The sequence below is a fragment of the Sphingobacterium haloxyli genome (genome assembly GCF_002980525.1).
In the GTDB taxonomy this organism is placed as follows: Bacteria; Bacteroidota; Bacteroidia; order Sphingobacteriales; family Sphingobacteriaceae; genus Sphingobacterium; species Sphingobacterium haloxyli.
In genome coordinates, this window is sequence record NZ_PVBQ01000009.1 from 41,213 (window position 1) to 61,551 (window position 20,339).

The following is a 20,339-nucleotide window of genomic DNA, read 5'->3' on the forward strand; positions in this document are numbered from 1 at the left end:
TACAGATCTACCCGGAGTCGATTTGATACGATTAACATAATCTTGATATCCCCGTATCAGTTTGTTAACCGTGCGATAATAGCTTTGTCGCTAACAAATTTAAACGGTGAAATGATTATAAACTTCAAACAGCAAGCTTTATTTTATGTCGTATGCTTTATCGCCACAATGATGGTGGGCGTACAGACCTATGCACAAGGAACACAGGCTTCCATTCGCGGAGGCATAACGACGCAGTCAGACGCACCCGTTTCGGGAGCTACCGTCCGTGTCAAAAACGAGTCGACCGGATTCACGACCACTACCATCACGAATGAGCGGGGAAACTATGACCTCAAACAGCTTCCGCTAGGTGGGCCCTACACCGTAACGGCCACCCATATCGAGGAAGGTGAGGGGTCAGTTACGGGCGTTCATCTTAACCAAGGTGATGTCGCGCAGATCAGCATACAGGTTGTATCTAACAGACATGCATTAGATGCTGTAGAAATAACGGCTTCGGGACTTAAGAATACGCGGGATTATCTTGGAGCGGCGACCGCATTCTCATCGCAAGATATCAAGTCATTACCCGTAAACGGTCGTAATTTCACATCGTTAACAGACCTGTCACCGTTAGCCCGGGGCGGAAGTATTTCCGGGCAGTTGGGTTCTTCGACTAATTTTACGATTGACGGTATGAATGCCAAGAACCCTACTTCCGCGGGCTCCACGACGAGCAGAAGTGGCGCACCTTATTCTATTTCGATGGAGGCCGTACGCGAGTTCAAGGTGGTGACCAATCAATACGATGTTACCTTCGGACGCAGCGGCGGAGGAACCATCAGTGCGGCGACAAAGGCTGGAACCAATACGTTTGAAGGGTCGGCTTTCGTCTTTGGGCGTACGGATTGGCTCACCAGTCAATATGATATCAACGGGAACCCTCGTATTGGAGATTATTCTACCTATCAATATGGATTCTCTTTAGGAGGGCCTATCATTAAGGATAAATTGCACTTTTTCGCCGTCTGGGATCGGCAACAAGACAATAGGTCTTTGTTGATTGCGGATATCCGTGGTGGAGATAACGAAGCGCGCTATAGGATCAATCAACCTACATTGGATCGTTATCTGGATATTGCCCGCAGCAAATACGGCGTATCTGATGCCCCTCAAACGGGTGCGATTAATAAAAATAGAACATCTGATGCTGGTTTTCTTCGTTTAGATTGGCAGATCAACGAAAAAAACTTGCTGACTATCCGCAATAACCTGACCTACGACTACAATCCTTTAGGGCTTGCAGATAATACGTCAATCAATATTCTGGAGTCGTATGGAAACGATAAGAATTTTGATAACAGCTTTTTGGCCACATTGCGTACCTCGATTTCCCCGCGTATTACGAATGAACTAAAGTTGCAACATTTGTATGTTTACCAAAATAGTACGCAGGGCGATCAGATCGGCGATGGTTATATACCACGTGCGATCGTGGAACGTGTTACTTCTCAGATCGGCGGCGACGATTTGCAGACCAACATCCAGCTAGGCGGACATAGGTTTGCACAGGAGAGCTTTAAAAACAATGTATTCCAGTTGGTAAACAATTTGTATTTTGATACCGATTGGGCGAAGTATACGTTTGGGGTTGACGTGATGTCCACAGCTTCCAATTCCGTTTACGGGTCTGAGGTGAACGGACGTTTTCATTTTGTCGGCTTAGATAATTTCGAAAATATGAATCCCTACCGCTATTACCGGGAGGTGCCACTAAAAGACGACGTAGCGGTAAAGGGAACCATCATGAACTTTGGTTTATATGCCCAAATGCGGAAGAACATTGCGGCAGGACTGGAGATGACAGCTGGTTTACGTATGGACTATGCCGCGTATCCCAAGGCTACGTTCAGCCAGTTAGTATACGATGAGTTAGGTATCCGGACAGATAACAAGTTGGCTTCCTTTATTTTGCAGCCCCGTTTGCAGTTCAACTGGGATATCAACCAGAATCAAACCGATTTCTTGCGGTTTGGCGCCGGGATTTTCGCTTCCGATATCAACAACTATATGATTATCAATAACCTGACGTTTGACGGCTCTAACTTTGCTACGGTGGATGTGCGTGATGGGGATATTCCGCCGATTGATTTTAATCGTTATCGGCAGGATCAAAGTACGATTCCTGCTTTAGCGGCACATCAGATTCCGACCATCAATTATACGGGAAAAGATGCCGATGTACCGACTGTATATAAAGCAAACCTGTCGTATACTCGCTTTATAACCGACCGTTTCAAAATGACGGCTACCGGTTACATGACATTAGGACGGAATAATTATACCTATGTGGACCGTAATATGGTGAGTGAACCGTTTTTTAGGTTGGCAAATGAAGGTAACCGTGGGGTATTTGTGCCGGCAGAATCAATTGCGGCCAATGGAACGCCGGATTGGCAGCAAGGACGTATCTCGGATAAGCTAGGCCGTGTGCTGGAATTGACCAGTATTGGAAAAATAAACCAGTTTGCTGTCGTGGTCGACGGAACGTATAATTATTTCCGTGACGGCGTGATCAACGCAAGTTATACCTGGAACGACACCAAGGATAATACATCATTCAACGGTAATGTTGCCAACAGTGCAACACTTTCACAACCGGTGGTGGATGACCCCCGGGACTTAGGCGCACTAGCTTATTCGAACAACCAGTTCAGACACAAAGTTGTTGTATATGGTACTGCACCGACGTTCTGGGGCGTGAACATAGGTGTGCGGTATACTGGATTGGGCGGAACGCGGTTCAATCTCCTTGCTGGAGCCAATACGAACGGCGACTTCGTGGCATCGACGAACGATTTAGCCTTTATATTTGATTATAATAACCCCAACACCCCGGAAAATATCCGTACTGGGCTTCAGGCTATCTTAGATAATCCGGAAGCCAGCCAAAGCCTGAAAGATGTAATCGTAAATTACGCGGGACGCATTGCCGACAGGAACGCCGGTGTTAACGGGTTCTTCGGGACCGTAGACTTGCGTATTGCAAAGAAGTTTATGATGCATAGAACGCATGGTATTGAGGTGTCCGCGGAAATCTTCAATCTGCTGAACATGGTGGATAGAGAGTGGGGCGTAACCAAGACGTTGGGCAACCAAGCGTTGTATGGTCTGCTGGCCGAAGGCTTTAACGCGGACACAAAAGAGTTTAATTATAGGGTTAACAATGTCGGCTTGGCAAGTCCGAGTGGAAACCCTTTTCAAGTCCAGCTAGGTGTCCGCTACTCCTTTTAGTGGGCTACTATAGAGCAGCTGTCACGTGATAGAAAGGAAGCGCATAATGATCAAGTTATGCGCTTCCTGTTTTTTTAAGGCTGGCCACCTCCACCCGCAGCTCCATAAATCTGTCCAGTGGAATAGCTAGCGCTGTTATCTGCCAATTGCACAAAGATAGAAGCGAGCTCTGCAGGTTGCCCCGCGCGTGCAAGCGGCGTATCCGCTCCGAATTCTGGAAGGCTTTCCTGCTCCTGTCCACCGCATACTTGAAGTGGGGTCCATATAGGCCCTGGGGATACACCGTTTACCCGGATGCCCTTAGGCCCAAGTTGTTTGGAAAGCGACTTGACGTAAGCAACGTTAGCGGCTTTGGTCTGCGAATAGTCGAATAGATTTTCCGATGGATCGTAGGCCTGTACGGAGGTTGTCGCAATAATTGACGCTCCGGGCGGTAAATGCGGCAAGGCGGCTCTGGTGATCCAAAACAGCGCGTAAATGTTCGTTTTCATCGTCGCGTCGAAGCTATCATCGCTGATGTCCATTATCGATAAGTTACTTTTTTGATATCCGGCGTTGTTCACTAAGATGTCCAGCCCGCCAAGCTGCGAAACCGCGTTCTCCACCAATGTTTTGCAAAATGCGGCGTCGGTAATATCACCGGGAAGTGCTACCGCCTTTCTTCCAGCTTCTTTGATGAGTGCAACAACTTGTTTAGCATCTTCTTCTTCCGCAGGAAGATAGTTGATAGCAACATCTGCGCCTTCGCGTGCATAGGCAATGGCGGCGGCTCTACCAATACCAGAGTCTCCTCCCGTTATCAGCGCTTTTCGACCTTGCAGGCGCCCATTCCCTTTATAGGATTTTTCGCCATGATCGGGTATCGGATCCATTTGGGAGGCGAGACCGGGATGTGGCTGCTGTTGCTTCGGATATGGAGGCTTGGGATATTTATCCAATGGGTTCTTAAGGCCCGGGTTGCTCGTGTTCGCTGAATAGCTACTGCCCATTGCCGTTAACGATGGGCTTGCCACCAAAGTAGCTACCGTAGCTCCTATTCCTTTCAGTGCGTTTCTCCGTGATACGTTGTTCTCTTTTTTCATACTTGATATGTTTTTGATTTCGAGATTCGTCGTTAGGGATGGCCCCCACCTCCCGCAGCTCCATAGATCTGCCCGGTGGAGTAACTGGCACTGTTGTCTGCCAGTTGTACATAGATAGAAGCGAGCTCGGCAGGTTGCCCAGCTCTGCCCAAAGCTGTGTCTGCTCCGAAGTCAACCAAGGTTTCGGGCTCTTTGCTGCACACTTGTAAAGGTGTCCAGACTGGCCCGGGCGCGACACCGTTTACTCTGATGCCTGCTTCCCCTAACTGTTGCGCTAGCGCTTTAACCAAAATGACATTCGTCGCCTTTGTTTGGGCATAATCCATTAAAGCCGCCTCCGGATCGTACGCTTGTACGGAAGCGGTAACGATAATGGACGATCCTGCTGGCATGTGCGGAACAGCCGCTTTTGTTATCCAAAACGGCGCATACACATTTGTTTTCATGGTTTGATCGAAACTCTCATCGGGGATATCCAAAATCGATGGGTAGCTTTGTTGGTAAGCGGCGTTATTGACCAGGATATCCAATCCGCCCAATTTCTCAACAGCTTCTGCTACGAGCTGTTGGCAAAAATTCCGGTCCGTAATATCGCCCGGGATCGCGTAACCTTTGCGTCCGGCTTTTTCAATGAGATCGATGACTTGCTTTGCATCTTCTTCCTCGGCCGGCAAGTAGTTGATCGCTACATCGGCACCTTCTCTGGCAAATGCAATAGCTGCGGCTCGGCCAATGCCGGAGTCGCCACCGGTAACCAATGCTCGCCGGTTTTCCAAACGCCCGGAGCCCAGATAGGTGTTTTCGCCGTGGTCGGGAACGGGTTCCATTTTACCGGTTAATGCCGGGAAAGGTTGTGATTGTTTTTTGAAAGGTGGTCTTGGATACTTGTCCACCGGATTTTCAAGTTTTGATTTTAGCTCCATGATCTATCTGTATGTTCTCTTCTGAATTGAACAATGTACTTGATATTCCGTTTTGTTTTTTTACACACAGAAGATCGGAGGGCTTAACATTCGCTACAGGGACTTCCTTATAATAACAGTTGCGGGATCACGTAAGATAATAGGTGTTTCGCTTAGGTTAACAATAAAATAATATGCGCTAGCGTTTTTTCAAATTATCTTTGTGCCATGTTGAAGAGTGGCGTAGATGATACATACCTATGGCAGCGCATACAGGCAGGCGACCGATCGTCTTTCGAGATTCTTTATCATAAATATATCCGCATGCTATATCTGGAAGTGAATAAAAGAATAGCGGATAAAGAGATTGCAGAGGATTTGCTGCAAGATGTCTTTCTGTCGCTTTGGGAGAAGCGAAACCAATATACGCCGAAGGGAGACGTATACCCCTATATCCGTGGAATGGCTATCAATCGTATCCTCAATCATTACCGCAGTAATAAAGCGAAGCCGCAATATGTTAAAATATGGGAAGAACTTCCCGAGTCCGTCGCAGATTTGCAGGATCTTTCCGAAGCCTTCAAACAAGCAGAAAACGAAGCGTTTGAGTCATTGTTGAAGCAGGCACTGGAGGCATTGCCTACCCGTATGCGCATGGTATTTGAGCTGCGGTTTGAGCAACGCAAATCTGTCGACGAAATAGCGAACCAACTTTCTACCTCTCCTAATACGATCCGAAACCAATTGAAGAGTATCCGCAAGCGGTTTGTCCATACCCTAAAAGGCTCAAGCTTCATCACCTTTTTTTAAGACGCTGCGTTAGGTTAATATGAACTGTATTAACAAATCGTTAAATCTCCAATAGCCAATAGCCAAAAATCAATTTCTGGTTCCTTATTAATAGAGGGCGACTAAAATCCCTTTGTAGTACGTGCCGCGAAAGATGGACTGCTGCCCCAAAATGAATGGAATGAGAACAGAGGAAGAATTAATAATTTTACTGAACAAATATCGCGAAGGAAACTGCAACTCCGAGGAAATCCAGTTGCTGGAAACTTGGCTTATGGCTATTTCTCAGCATAGAAAAGTGGAACTGCCGGACCGAGATACGGTTTCGCGCCTGCTAAGCCGTATAAAAGAGGACGCGCGGTATCAAGATAGGGATCATGATGTTCGAACGATAAGACGGAGCGTCTTCTCGGGGCGCCGATATTTAGCTCCCATAGCGGCATGTCTGGTAGGGGCATTGGTTATCTGTACCGTCTTGTTCGTGCAATTTAATACAAAAGAACGGATGACAGGGGAGCTCGTTTCGCAGGGAGCAGAACAAGATTTAAGTCCGGGAAGTGATAAGGCGACGTTGACGCTCTCCACTGGTCGTGTGGTTAACCTGGAAGCGTCGGAACAGCACCGGCTGGAACGAGCCAACGGGCTAGAAGGTGCTTTGCTCCAAAAGGGGAGTCTGCAATATGCTGCCGCGAATCAAAGAAATGTAGATGATATAGACTACCACACCTTAACAACGCCTCGGGGAGGACAGTATCAGCTGATTTTACCTGATGGCACGAAAGCTTGGCTCAATGCGGCTTCGTCTATAACTTACCCTGTAGCGTTTTTGGGCAACGAACGACGGGTAGAAATAAGTGGAGAGGTATATTTTGACGTGGCGAAGCAACCGGGAAAGTTTTTTATCGTGGAAAGTGGCTTGCAAGAAATTAAAGTCTTAGGAACGCAGTTCAATGTGGAGGCCTACCTTGACGAAAAAACGATGCGTACAACGCTGGTGGAAGGAAGTGTGGAGATCGTGCATAGAGATAATAAGAAAAAAGCAAGACTGATTCCCGGGCAGCAGGCAGCTGTTACGGATGATATACAGGTGCAATCTGTCGATCCTCTTGCCTCCATTGCTTGGAAAAATGGAGACTTCTTCTTCCAGAAGGAGGCCTTGGGCAGCATATTACGCAAAGTGAGCCGATGGTACAATGCCGAAATTGAATGCCCACCTCATCTGGAGCGTTTACGGTTCAGTGGGATGGTGTCAAGATCGCAGCCGCTTTCGGCCATCGTACAGATGATCGAATCTACAGAAAATGTTAAAATAAAATGTAAAGGAAGGAGGATAATTGTAACAGAATAAACCATTACATACAAAAGGAGATGCTACCAACATCTCCCTGCGCAGTTAAAAGTCTATAAATAATTCAAGCAAACAACTATTTAATACGATAACTACAATACAAAAATATGAATTATCATCAAATTTTACGTGTCATGAAAATAATCATGGTGCTACTGACCTGTGGTTTGTTACAACTGAGTGCAGCGACGTACGGTCAACGTATAACCATCCATAAAAAAAATGTAAACATAGATAAGGTCTTGTTCGATATCCGTCAGCAGAGCGGGTATGATTTTTTCTTTGATGCCGATATCTTTGCCAAAAATACCAAAGTCAGCGTGTCAATCCGTGATGCTGATATTGTTCAGGCATTAGACGCTTGCCTAAAAAATACGTCCTTTCGATACACCATCGACAATAACATCGTCGTGATCAAGCCGGATCCTAAGAAAGCACAAAACGGAACACAACCGGATGTTATAGTCGATCAACAGCGTACCCGACGTATTACGGGACGTATTACAGATAGTCAGGGTCAGCCTTTGGCGGGAGCAACGATAACGGCTATCGGAAAAGTAGCGATGAAAACGAGTAGTCTGGAAGACGGTTCTTATGTGATCGAAGTAGACGCAGAAACCCGTAAACTCGCCTTTAGCTTAGTGGGATACACAGCTTCAGAGATAGTGCTGGGCTCGTCGAACCAGATCAACGTATCATTGGAGACGCACGTCAATGAAATTGAGGAGGTTGTGATGGTGGGATATGGTACGCAGCGTAAATCAGATCTGAGTGGCTCGGTTGGTAGCGTAAAGGGAGAACAATTAATGGAGCGGCCTGCGGTCAACCTAGAACAGAGCCTAGCGGGTCGTATCGCAGGGGTAAATGTGAGCACGAACTCCGGACGCCCCGGAGGGCGGACGCGTATTCGAGTGCGCGGATTTAGCTCGATTAATGCGGCCAACGACCCCTTGTATGTGGTAGACGGCGTTATTTTTACAGCGGGTATCTCGAGCATTAATCCTAACGACATCGAGTCGATCGACGTTCTGAAAGATGCTTCGGCAACCGCGATCTATGGTACGCGTGGAACAAATGGGGTTATTATCGTAACAACCAAGCGTGGAAAGGCTGGAGGGCAACTTAATTACGATAATTATATTAGTGTCAATAATCTGGCGAGAAAACAGGATGTTTTGAACTCGCAGGAATTTATGATGATCGAGGATCAAGCGTATCTAAATGCAGAAAAATTTGATCCTATAGGTTTTGGCAGTGGTCGATATATGGATCCTAAGGAGAAAAGAAAAAGCTTTCTGGTGGGCAACGACGAAGGAAAAGCGGAGCTTTTTTATGAAGATGACGCGGGAAATATTCGACCACTATACGACGTGGACTGGCAGGACAAAGTCACGCGCAGTGCCGTTAGCCACAATCATAATGTATCCTGGACCGGAACCGACGAAAAAAGTAATTACGGGATTTATCTAGGACATGTCAACGAGAACGGGATCATCATCAACTCTTATTTACGAAGATATAATGCTAGGGCTGTACTGGATAGAGAGGTGAAAGATTGGCTTAAAGTGGGCGGAATGATCAGCTATTCAAACAATACGGAACGTCGCGCAGATGAGTCGCAGGGCGGAAACAATGTGCCGCGTATGATGATTGAGATGGTGCCTTTCATCCCTTACCGATACCCCGATGGTACGTATGGCAAACGACTGGATTATGATGGGCTTGAAAAAGGAGACAATCCGAGGGCACAACTGGACGAAAGTAAGCGGATACATCATACGAATACGTTTAATGGAAACGCGAATGCAACGGTGACGTTGGCGGAGGGGTTAGATTTCAACAGTGCCATCGGAGCAAATGTCGTGAACCAATATTCACCTTATTTTAACAGCACAGAATCTGATCTTTCTGCGGGGCTTGGACGTAATTATGCGCAAATAGCAAGTCATGCATCCCAGTTTTGGCAGTGGACCAACAGGTTGAACTATAGCGTGAATTTTAACAATGACCATCAACTTGATGCCATGGCAGGGGTGGAATATCAAAAATTCAAGTATATGTCTTGGTCTGCCGCAGCGCAAGATATTCCGGATGATTATTACGAATGGTACAACCTTGGTTCGGCCGCCACATTGCAACCTGCGGCATCGGCATCCCGTAGATGGCAAATGGGATCTTTTTTCGGGAGGGCGAACTATAGCTTTAAGAATCGCTACTTGCTGACTTTCACAGGGCGATATGACGGGTCATCGCGCTTTGGTGCAGACAATAAATACGCATTCTTTCCGTCTGGCGCTTTTGCATGGCGGATATCTGACGAAGATTTTATGCAATCTGTTGAAAAGATCAGCGCGTTAAAGCTCCGTGTAAGCTACGGGTTGACAGGGAATTCTGAAATCGGCGAATATAGATCGCAGGCAAATTTGGCGACGAATTCTTATCTTTTTGGAGGAAGCCTGGCAACGGGGACCCTTATATCTACCTTAGCCAATCCAGAGCTCAAGTGGGAGAAAACAAGCCAGTTCAATGTCGGTTTAGATGCTGGTTTTTGGAATAGCAGACTGAACGTGGAGGCAGACTTTTATATCAAGAATACCAACGATCTATTGTTGGCGGCTCCCGTGCCGACCAGTAGTGGCTACTCTTCGCTAACACAAAATATCGGTAGCCTCCGCAATACAGGTGCTGAATTGAGCGTGAACAGTGTTAATATCGCGAAGGATAATTTTACTTGGAGGACAAATTTTAATATTTCTTGGCTAAAGAATGAGATTACTGCGCTGGGCACCAATAATGAGGATATATTTATGGGGCCGAATTTTTTGGGTAACACCAACATTCTTCGTGTCGGAGAATCCGTGAGCTCGTTCTATGGCTATGTCAACGATGGCGTTTGGAGTGCGGCAGAGGCAACGGAAGCGGCTCGATACGGTAAAAAGCCCGGTGATATCAAGTATGTTGACTTGAACGGCGATGGGCAGATCAACGATAGAGATCGTCAAATTATAGGGAAGGGGGTGCCAGATTTCTATGGGACATTGAGCAATAGCTTTCGTTATAAAAATGTTGAACTCCTAGTGGAGCTGCAGTACTCCAAAGGAAACGACGTTTTCCGGCTATCGGAACACAGTTCCTTAGACCGTACGGGCATTGCTAACAGCTTTGCAGATGTCTTGGATGGGTGGACACCAGATAATCAACAGACGGAAATTGCGCAATGGCGCCCTACCGGCGCGGGATACGACTCGCGATTGGAATCGAGAAAGGTGCAAGACGGATCGTTTATCCGAGGAAAAAATTTGTCGTTAAGCTATAGTCTGCCAACGGCAAAAGCAAAACAAATAGGCTTTAACGGTATCCGTGTGTTTGCTTCTGCACAGAATTTCTTTTTACTGACGAAGTATAAAGGATACGATCCAGAGGTTGTTACGTTCGATGATACGTTCGCACAAGGTATCTTGTTCCATGATTATCCAAAAGCCCACACTTTTATGTTGGGATTGAATTTATCACTTTAATCGACTCAAAAACATGATTACATTTTTAAAAAATACGATAAAAGCTACTGTACTGTTGACGACTGTATGGCAACTGAGCGGCTGTCAGAATTTTCTAGACGAAATTAACGATAGTGCGATTACCCAAGAAAATTACTTTCGAAACGCCGACCAAGCGCAATCTGCAGTGGATGGTATCTATGATTTTTTACGTTCGTCTTTTCAGAATAGAGATGGATTCGGTGAGGCTCCATGGACCTCTATGGAATTGCTGGTAGGTCACGCTACCACCTTAGGGCAAAGTACTTATAATACGAGTATGATATCGCATTCGGCATCGGCGATAGACCCGGTGTTCCGATCTGTTTGGGCTAATTTATATAAAGGGATTGCGACGGCCAACTTATCTATTGAGAAAATTCCGGCGGTCGAAATGGACGAATCCAGAAAACAAAACCTCTTGGGCCAAGCGCATTTTTTGCGTGCTTTTTACTACTATCATTTGGTGAGGCTGTATGGAAATATTCCATTGATTACAGAGGCAGTTAACGCGACAAGTCCACAATTGTACCCTGAACAGGCTCCGGTAAAGGATGTATATGATCAGATCGTGGCTGATTTAACGTTTGCGGAAGCAAGTGGTCTGCCGAACACAGACCAGACCGGTCGTATATCGCAGGGTGCGGTAAAAGCCTTGTTGTCTAGTGTTTATCTCACGATGGCGGGATACCCATTGAACCTCGGAGAAAGCCACTACCAACTGGCGGCCGATAAAGCCAAAGAGCTATTGGATACAGGATGGTATACCCTTTTTGACGATTATTATGCGCTGCATGACCGGGCACATAAAAATCAGCAGGAACTGATCTTTCAGGCGCAATTTGGAAGTACCTTGGCCACGAATAGGATTATATCGATGATTACGCCCGAAAATATAGGCGTGAGCAAGTTAAGTGAAGAACAGGGCGCATTGATGCCCCGGAACGAATTTGTGCAGTCCTACGATGAGGGAGATAAACGCATAGAGGAAAAAGAGTTCTTTTTTACGGAATACTTGGCTAGAGATGGCGCTTCGGTCAAAAAATTTGGCCAGTACGCGCTATACAAATATTGGATGGAAGAGGCAGCCGGACCAAATGGGGATGCGAATTCAGATATTAACTGGACGTTTTTCAGGCTGCCTGAAGTGATGCTGATCTATGCAGAGGCGAGCAACGAAATCAACGGGCCTACACGGGAGGCTTGGGAGCAGCTCAAGGTGATTCGAGATCGGGCGGAGATTAATACGCCTGCTGTGGAGACCTTTTCGAAGGATAGTTTCAGAGAGGCGGTATGGCAGGAACGTTATCATGAACTATGCTTCGAAAATAAGGCCTATTTTGATATCCAACGTACACACCGTGTATTTGACCTGAAAAGCGGAAAGTTCGTAGATGCGTTCTCTTTTCAAAATGAAAGTGGTACAACCTTTTCCGAGCAATACCTGCTTTGGCCAATACCACAGAACGAACGGGATACGAATACGAAGTTAGTACAAAATAAAAATTGGTAGGATGAGAAAGTCTGTCTATTGGGGGCTCGCGATTTTTTATTTCTGTATAGCCTCTGCTAATGCCGCGCTTTCACCCGAAAGCAGACCGCATAGGAATCCTGTAGATTGGGTCAACCCCTTAATGGGGACAGACTCCAAATATAGTCTGTCAAATGGTAATACGTATCCGGCAATTGCTTTGCCTTGGGGCATGAACTTCTGGACACCGCAAACAGGAAAAATGGGCAACGGATGGATCTATACGTACAGCGCGGATCAGATACGGGGTATTAAACAAACGCACCAACCCTCTCCTTGGATGAACGACTATGGGCAGTTTTCGTTGATGCCGGTTACTGGGAAGCTCAAATTCAGGGAAGATGATCGAGCTAGCTGGTTTAACCATAAGAGCGAAAAGGCAACGCCTTATTACTACAGTGTATACCTAGCGGATTACGAGGTGCTGACCGAAGTAACGCCAACGGAAAGAGCGGCGATGTTTCGTTTTACATTCCCCGAAACGGATAGCGCATTTATCGTAATCGACGCGATGGATAAGGGCTCATTCGTACACATTATAGATGATCGAACGGTGATCGGATACTCCTCGAAGAATAGTGGAGGAGTGCCAGCGAATTTTAAAAATTATTTCGTCATATCTTTTGATACGCCGATAACGTTTACGGCTACCTTCGACGGAGAGGAATTGCATAAAGGCCGTGTAGCGATGGAGGGGGAACATGCTGGGGCAGTGATTGGGTTTCGTACGGATCATAAACAGGTTGTGTCGGCGAAGGTGGCTTCTTCGTTTATTAGCATAGAACAGGCCTGGACAAACCTACGTTCGGAGATTGGTGAGGATAATTTTGACGGGATAAAGAGCACCGCATACGACCGTTGGAACGATGTCTTAGGAAAGTTTTCCGTAGGAAGTGGAAATGTCGACCAGGTACGTACTTTTTACTCTTGCCTGTACCGTTCGGTACTCTTTCCGCGGAAGTTCTATGAATACGATAAGGATGGTGCAGTTATGCATTACAGCCCTTACAATGGAAAGGTTTTGCCAGGCTATATGTTTACTGATACGGGCTTTTGGGACACCTTCCGCTCGCTGTTCCCACTGCTGAACCTCGTGTACCCGGAAGTCGCCGAGCACATGCAGAATGGGCTGGTGAACGCGTATCAGGAAAGCGGATGGCTCCCGGAATGGGCTAGCCCCGGTTTGCGGGATATCATGATCGGAAATAACTCCGTGTCTGTGGTTACAGACGGGTATCTGAAGCTTGGGGAAAAAGCCGATTATGATATTCATACTTTGTATGAGGCGGCGGAAAAGGTACTGAACAACCCTGGACCCTTGACGGCCGTGGGACGTGCGGGTGCGGAGCACTACCACCAGCTGGGATATATCCCTTCCGACAGTAATTTAAGGGGTAGTGTGGCGCGTACGCTTGAGTATGCATATAATGATTTTACCATGATGCAGCTCGCAAAATTGCTCAACAAGCCCGATGAAGTTATTAGGCACTATCGACAGCGTAGCTTAAATTATCGGAATGTATTTGACAAGGAAACCAACCTTGTACGTGGAAGAAAGTCTGATGGTACATTTGACTCTCCTTTCGACCCGTTTGATTGGGGTGGAAATACATTTACTGAAGGGAATGCCTGGCATTGGACCTGGAGTGTATTTCACGATATCGAAGGGCTTAAGCAGCTGATGGGTGGCGAGAGGGATTTCCTCCAACAATTGGATACGATTTTTAATCTCTCTACGCGGTTCGGTCTCGGTGGCCGGAATAATCCTATTCATGAAATGCGGGAAATGCAGGTGGTCAATATGGGGCAGTACGCACACGGAAACCAACCTATTCAACATATGATTTACTTATATGGTTATACTGCTGAACCATGGAAAGGACAATATTGGGTACGCGAGACGATGGATCGATTATATCATGCCGGACCGGACGGCTACTGCGGGGATGAAGATAATGGGCAAACATCAGCTTGGTATGTTTTTTCGGCACTGGGATTTTATCCAGTGTGTCCCGGAACGGATCAGTATGTGCTGGGTTCTCCGTTATTTGAAGAGATAACGATTGAACTGCCGGATGAGAAAGTGTTACGAATCGATGCTCCCCATAATAATGCGGACACGCGGTATGTGGATGAGGTCTGCTGGAATGGACAATCGTACTCCAAGATGTATGTAACTCATCAACAGTTGTTGGAGGGTGGGGTGCTTCAATTCAATGTGGCTGATAAACCAAATAAGGAACGGAAGCCTACAGTAAAAGATTATCCTTACTCTTTATCGCTGGAATAACTTGATATCGGTAAGGAAATTTTAGAAAAAACGCATCATTACGGCAAATGCTAAACCCTTGGACATCATATCTGGATGGCCAAGGGTTTTTAGCGATGAGATTCTAGAGCGACACAGCCCATCTTACTTTTCTTTCGTATTTTTGTGCCTAACTTGTATATCCGGGGCGTGGCCGTTTGGAAGAAAGTAAGAGGATGTCAACTATAATTGAAGCACAATGGAACGATTTTATAGCGGGAGATAGATCTGCGTTCGAGCAGATTTATCGGTCGCTGTTACCTCATTTGTATGAATATGGCATGCGTCGTACAGCGGATGAAACCCTGGTAAAAGACGTTATTCAAGATCTTTTTGTTAAACTATGGGAAACCCGCGAAAAACTCAGCGGTATTGCCAGCCCCAAACACTATTTGTTAGTTGCGCTTAAAAATGGTCTCCTCAATGCCCAACTGCGTGGTGACCGACTTAGCTTAATAAGTGAAAAGGAAGAGTTTGCCCTCACCTTTAATCTCGAAAGTCAGATTATAAAAACGGAAGACGAGCGGATCAAAGCTGCAAAATTAGTGCAAGCGTTGGAGCAGTTGACCGCAAAGCAGCGCGAAGTCATCTACCTTCGCTATTTTGAGGAATTAAGCTATGAAGAAATCAGCACGTTGACCAACATTTCCGTGAAGAGCCTGTATAAGCTGAACCATCGGGCGATGGAGGCGCTTAAAGAATTTTTAACACTCCCGAAAGCTGACATTATCGCGCTTTTATCCCTACTGAAATTTATATATTCATAACGTACCCGCTATATTTTTTGATTTTTTTTAAAAAAACTTTTCTTTTCATGGGATAAAAAGAAAAGTTCGTTTGTCCTACAGATAACAATTCCTTAATAATGGATCAATACAATGTTTACACGACGCAGGATTTTCTGACGGATTTGGATTTTGTCAAATCGGTTAAATATCCAGACCACGCAGAAGCCCGGCGTTGGGCAGCCTGGCGCGCAGCCCAGCCGCCGAATGCGGCGGCTTATGACGAGGCCTTATTTTATCTAAGCGGGATATTGGGTTTAGAACGTTTGGTTCCTACCCAACTATACGCCGATCAATTGTATATGGACATCGAAGAAGGGATCGAAAAGAACAAACGAAACAAAAAAAGAAAGGTGCGAAGGCTGTTGGTATACCGTATCACCGCCGCAGCCGTCCTACTGTGCGCGGGCCTCTTTTGGTATTTTACCTCCCTGATTACCGTGGCAACGGGTAATGGCGAGATTCAAATGGTGCAATTACCAGACAGTAGCGTTGTACAGCTAAATGCCAATTCTTCTATCGTTTATCGCAGGGCGTTGATGTGGTTGGACAAACGGGAGGTACACGTAACCGGAGAAGCGCTCTTCGATGTGAAACATCTTGCGATGCATACGTCTCTGCCATCGTCTGCCAAAACGTTTATCGCTTATTCGGGCAATATCGCCGTAGAAGTTTTAGGGACAAAATTTAACATAAAAAACAGAGGTCAGAAAACGATCGTTTCCCTTTTGGAAGGAAAAATCGCTTTACGTAATGTAAGCCATCCGGGCGAAGTTAAAATCTTGGAAGCAGGCGACGTAGCCACGTATGCTGAACACAGCGTTCCGGAGATAGAAAAGAACGCTGCGGCTGTAGCGCAGGCGTCGGCTTGGGTGGAGAAAAATTTGGTTGCCACGAATCTGTCTGTAGGAGAACTGATCGACGAATTCCGTTATATCTACGGGCGTGAAATCGTGATTACAGATACGACTTTATTAAAGACGCGAATCGATGGCCGGATATCGCTCCACACGGCGGAGAACGTGATTTACTCGCTGGCGAATATTTTACAGGCGAATATTCGCATAGATCAGGACACGGTCTATCTAGATCCGAAGAAAGGAATTGCTAAATAACAAGTTTTATAATTAACCTATCATTAACGAATGAAAATGAACACGAACAAAGCGAAGTTGAAACGCGTAGTCCTACTCCTATGGATGGGCGCATCGTTGCTCTCGTTATGGCAACCCGCGATTGCGCAGCAGCGGGTGGCACTCGCCGAGGCCATCAAAAACATCGAACAACGATTTAATGCGAACCTCAGTTATGAGCATAATTTGTTACAAGGAAAGTATACGGATGCTGATGCGTTAAAAGGAACACGGTTGGAAGAAGTGTTGAAAAAAGTGCTTTATCCCAATCAGCTGGTATTTCTCTACGTTGACGAAAAATCGTATACAATTGTTAAACGTACAGAAGACAGCGGCCATACGCGTACAACTAGCATACAAATTACGCGCACGCAAAACCCGAATGTTATCGATCGGGTATCAGGGTCTGTCCGCTCGGCTTCAGGCAGACCAATCAGCTTTGCGAGCGTATGGGTGCAAGATACCCGTAAAGGAGCAAAGACCGATGAAAACGGTGTTTTCTTGCTGTACGATATCCAGCCGGCAGATATTGTCGTCGTGTCGGCACTGGGCTATGCAGACACCAAGATAAACGTAGCGGGACGAAAGGAATTAGTCGTAACGCTGGAAGAGGAGGAAAATCTATTGGAAGAGGTGGTGATATCCACAGGTTACCAGAAGATATCGAAAGAGCGGGCGACCGGTTCGGCAGCCGTGATTACAGCAAAGGAAATGGAGAAAGTTCCGACCGCCAATTTGATAGCACGATTAGATGGGGCGGTACCTGGATTACAGATTTCGCTACTTTCTGGCGATCGATCGTTTAATTATAACAACAATCAGTTATCGTTGTACTCCAGCACGCGAACGGTCGGGACGAACGATTACAGCATGTCTGTTCGCGGTGTGGGATCGATTGCTACCAACACCGAAAAGGCACCGTTGGTGGTTATTGATGGTGCCATTTCGACGATGGATTTGGGGACATTAAACCCGAATGACATTGAAACGATTACCGTGTTGCGGGATGCGGCTGCGGCTTCCATTTACGGTGTGCGTGCAGCGAACGGCGTAATTGTCGTCACAACCAAAAAAGGAAACATTACTGGAGTTCCCCGCATCAATGTTTCTGTCAATAGCACGTTTTCGGGCCGGCCTGATTTGGACTACCTGAAGATGATGAATAGTGGGCAGATGATTGATTATCTGGAGGAGCTGGTCGATAAAGATATCTTAACCGTAAACAACATAGCAGACGGCGTTTACCAAAACGCAACCTATTATGGTGGTGCCGTGGCGGAAGCCGCTATCCGATTAAAACGCGGAGATATTACACAGCAGGAATATAATCAACTCGTGGATCCTTTGCGCGGCTTGGACAATCGGTCTGACGTTGAAAAATATATTCTGCAACCGATGCACAGCCAACAGTACAACTTTTCCATTAGTAATGGTACGGAAAATAGCCGGTATTTCTATTCTGCCTCCTACGCGAACGAAACACCTTATACGAAAGGAGATAATGGCAAGCGGTTGACCTTGAATATGAACAACACATGGGAAATATTCAATCTGGCTACGTTGAGTACAAGTATCAAGGGGAATTTTCTGCGTCATCAGGAAAACGCATTAGGACTGGGCGTTTATAGTACCGGATCGACTACGCTTTTACCTTTTCAGATGTTGGCCGATGCACATGGAAATGGCCTATCCTATGATCGGCTGACACCGGGTTATGTAAGCGGCCTCGGCCCAGCATACAAAGATTGGCGGTACAATTACCTGCAAGAGCTCGATCTCGCAGATAATCAACTACAAAACAACAACTACATGGCGAATATCAATCTAGATGTGCCATTGTATAAAGGCTTGAAAGCGTCGGTTATGTACGCCAACGAGCGTACGTTTGGGAGTAATCAGATGTATCAAGACGAACAGTCTTATTATAATCGGGACTTACTGAATCGCTTTACGCCGCCGGACCAAAACCAGAATGCAATCGGGATTACCCGGGGGGGCGTTTACACAGTCATGAATACGAACGTTAATAACTATACGCTTCGTGGACAACTGAACTACGATCGGTTGTTTCAGCAGCTGCACGAGGTTACGGCCCTTGCAGGGTCGGAAATCCGGCAAACCCAGCTGAGCCATGGCAGCAGCACATTATATGGGTATAACCGGGAAACCGGCTTTAATACGGATGTGAGTTATAATCAGCTGATTGGCTATCCGACACTTATGGGATGGCCTGCCGGGTTACCTGGCGGACCTAGTTACGGCGACCGCCGTCGCCGCTTCCTATCTTATTTCGGGAATGCGGCCTATACCTATAATGGGCGGTATACGGTGTCAGGAAGCGTGCGTTACGATGATTATAATAATTTTGGCTTGGATCGGAGTTTCCGGGCAACACCGCTATGGTCGGCGGGTGCCAAATGGAATGTGATGCGGGAAGGTTTTATGCAAGGGCAGTCCGCTTGGTTAAACCAGCTCAGTTTACGGGCAACCTACGGCGTCAATGGTAACATCTCACACGATCTGCGTCCATTTACTTACATCGCTATGAATTCGGAACATCTGAACGTGACGAGCCTGCCTAGCGCGGATATTATTGCGTTGGCTAATCCGCAGCTGCGCTGGGAAAAAACGTATGTGACCAACATCGGTTTAGATGTTGGCCTGTTGTCTAACCGTTTGACGGGTACCATTGATTGGTACCATAAAGATGGTCGTGACCTGTTGTACAATTTTCCGATTGCTGCCGCTTACGGAGGTACCGTAAATTCGGGGAACCTCGATCGTAACACCGCGACGATGGTTGGAAAGGGGATAGACATCGGTTTGACGGGGGTGGTGGTGCGCCAAGAGGACTGGCACGTGGACCTCACAGCTAACCTTTCCTATAATACCAACAAAATTACGGACAATCGTTTCGACCCGGAAGATATTCCCTCGTACAATTATTCGTATACCCCGATTGGCATTCGCTATATACAGGGGCATCCAAGCGATCAGGTATTCGCGTTCCGCCATGCGGGTTTGGATGAAAATGGCCTGACACAGGTATATAATAAAGCGGGCGAAATCGTAGCGGCTAATGAACAGTTATCGGGCGTGGATGATTTGTTAGCGGTAGGACGTAGGACTGCGCCGTATTTTGGTGGTGTTCGTACCAATATACGCTATAAGAGCTGGTCGGTATTTGCCTTGCTTACTTACCAGTTTGGCAATGTATTCACCAAGCCAAGTGTCGAGGCCTACATGACACCAAGCCGCGGACTGACGATTCCGAAATTTGATTTAAGTGCGGACATCGCGGACCGTTGGCGTGAACCGGGCGATGAGGCGCGGACCAATATCCCGGCCTTGACGAACGATATTTTTGGTCAATATAGCTTACAGCGTTATACGTATTCGGATATTAACGTGCTTAAGGGAGACTACATTCGCTTGCGGGAGATTTCGCTTAGCTATGCCTTGCCAAAGTCGTTCTCGAACGGCATGGGCTTAGAGCGAGTGAACGTATCGGGATCGATACGCAATTTAGGTTTGATCTGGACAGCAAATAAGGAAGGCTATGACCCCGACTTTGTTAGTTTTGTGGGGCAGACAACGAACCTTCGCCCGGTTCCTTCCTACAACTTTTCTGTAAATGTTAGCTTTTAAA

11 protein-coding genes are annotated in these 20,339 nt (G+C 46.5%); 9 read left to right on the forward strand and 2 right to left on the reverse strand.

Features of this window, described 5'->3' with window-relative positions; all coding sequences use genetic code 11:
• Positions 1-111: 111 nt before the first annotated feature.
• On the forward strand, positions 112-3,276 hold the full coding sequence (locus C5745_RS12635; RefSeq protein WP_105717373.1) for a TonB-dependent receptor: 3,165 nt from the start codon (positions 112-114) through the stop codon (positions 3,274-3,276).
• 74 nt (positions 3,277-3,350) lie between these two features.
• On the opposite strand, the gene C5745_RS12640 is transcribed toward C5745_RS12635, so the two are convergent.
• Both C5745_RS12640 and C5745_RS12645 read right to left on the reverse strand, forming a co-directional pair.
• Complete coding sequence (locus tag C5745_RS12640; protein WP_105717374.1) at positions 3,351-4,358, reverse strand: SDR family oxidoreductase; 1,008 nt, start codon at positions 4,356-4,358, stop codon at positions 3,351-3,353.
• 32 nt (positions 4,359-4,390) lie between these two features.
• On the reverse strand, positions 4,391-5,281 hold the full coding sequence (locus tag C5745_RS12645) for an SDR family oxidoreductase (RefSeq protein WP_105717375.1): 891 nt from the start codon (positions 5,279-5,281) through the stop codon (positions 4,391-4,393).
• 207 nt (positions 5,282-5,488) lie between these two features.
• Here C5745_RS12645 and C5745_RS12650 point away from each other — a divergent pair, with 207 nt between their 5' ends.
• The 8 genes from C5745_RS12650 (at position 5,489) to C5745_RS12685 (ending at position 20,338) form a co-directional block, all read left to right on the forward strand.
• Positions 5,489-6,070 carry an RNA polymerase sigma factor gene (locus tag C5745_RS12650; RefSeq protein ID WP_105717376.1) on the forward strand — a complete coding sequence of 194 codons (582 nt, stop codon included), beginning with the start codon at positions 5,489-5,491 and terminating at the stop codon, positions 6,068-6,070.
• A gap of 160 nt (positions 6,071-6,230) precedes the next feature.
• Positions 6,231-7,397, forward strand: coding sequence for a FecR family protein (locus tag C5745_RS12655; RefSeq protein WP_165793080.1), 1,167 nt, complete (start codon positions 6,231-6,233; stop codon positions 7,395-7,397).
• Between the two features lie 107 nt (positions 7,398-7,504).
• Positions 7,505-10,915, forward strand: coding sequence for a TonB-dependent receptor (locus tag C5745_RS12660; RefSeq protein WP_105717378.1), 3,411 nt, complete (start codon positions 7,505-7,507; stop codon positions 10,913-10,915).
• A 13-nt stretch (positions 10,916-10,928) separates the two neighbouring features.
• Entirely contained in the window at positions 10,929-12,446 is a 1,518-nt protein-coding gene (locus C5745_RS12665; RefSeq protein WP_105717379.1) for a RagB/SusD family nutrient uptake outer membrane protein, read from the forward strand.
• Between the two features lies 1 nt (position 12,447).
• A complete protein-coding gene (locus C5745_RS12670) occupies positions 12,448-14,754 on the forward strand; it encodes a GH92 family glycosyl hydrolase (RefSeq protein WP_105717380.1) in 2,307 nt (768 codons plus the stop codon).
• A 194-nt stretch (positions 14,755-14,948) separates the two neighbouring features.
• Positions 14,949-15,539: an RNA polymerase sigma factor gene (locus C5745_RS12675; protein WP_105717381.1), complete on the forward strand. Its 591-nt coding sequence runs from the start codon at positions 14,949-14,951 to the stop codon at positions 15,537-15,539.
• Between the two features lie 98 nt (positions 15,540-15,637).
• Positions 15,638-16,672 (forward strand): FecR family protein, encoded by a 1,035-nt coding sequence (locus C5745_RS12680; protein ID WP_105717382.1) that lies wholly within the window; start codon positions 15,638-15,640, stop codon positions 16,670-16,672.
• 36 nt (positions 16,673-16,708) lie between these two features.
• Entirely contained in the window at positions 16,709-20,338 is a 3,630-nt protein-coding gene (locus C5745_RS12685) for a SusC/RagA family TonB-linked outer membrane protein (RefSeq protein ID WP_165793081.1), read from the forward strand.
• Position 20,339 lies beyond the last annotated feature (1 nt).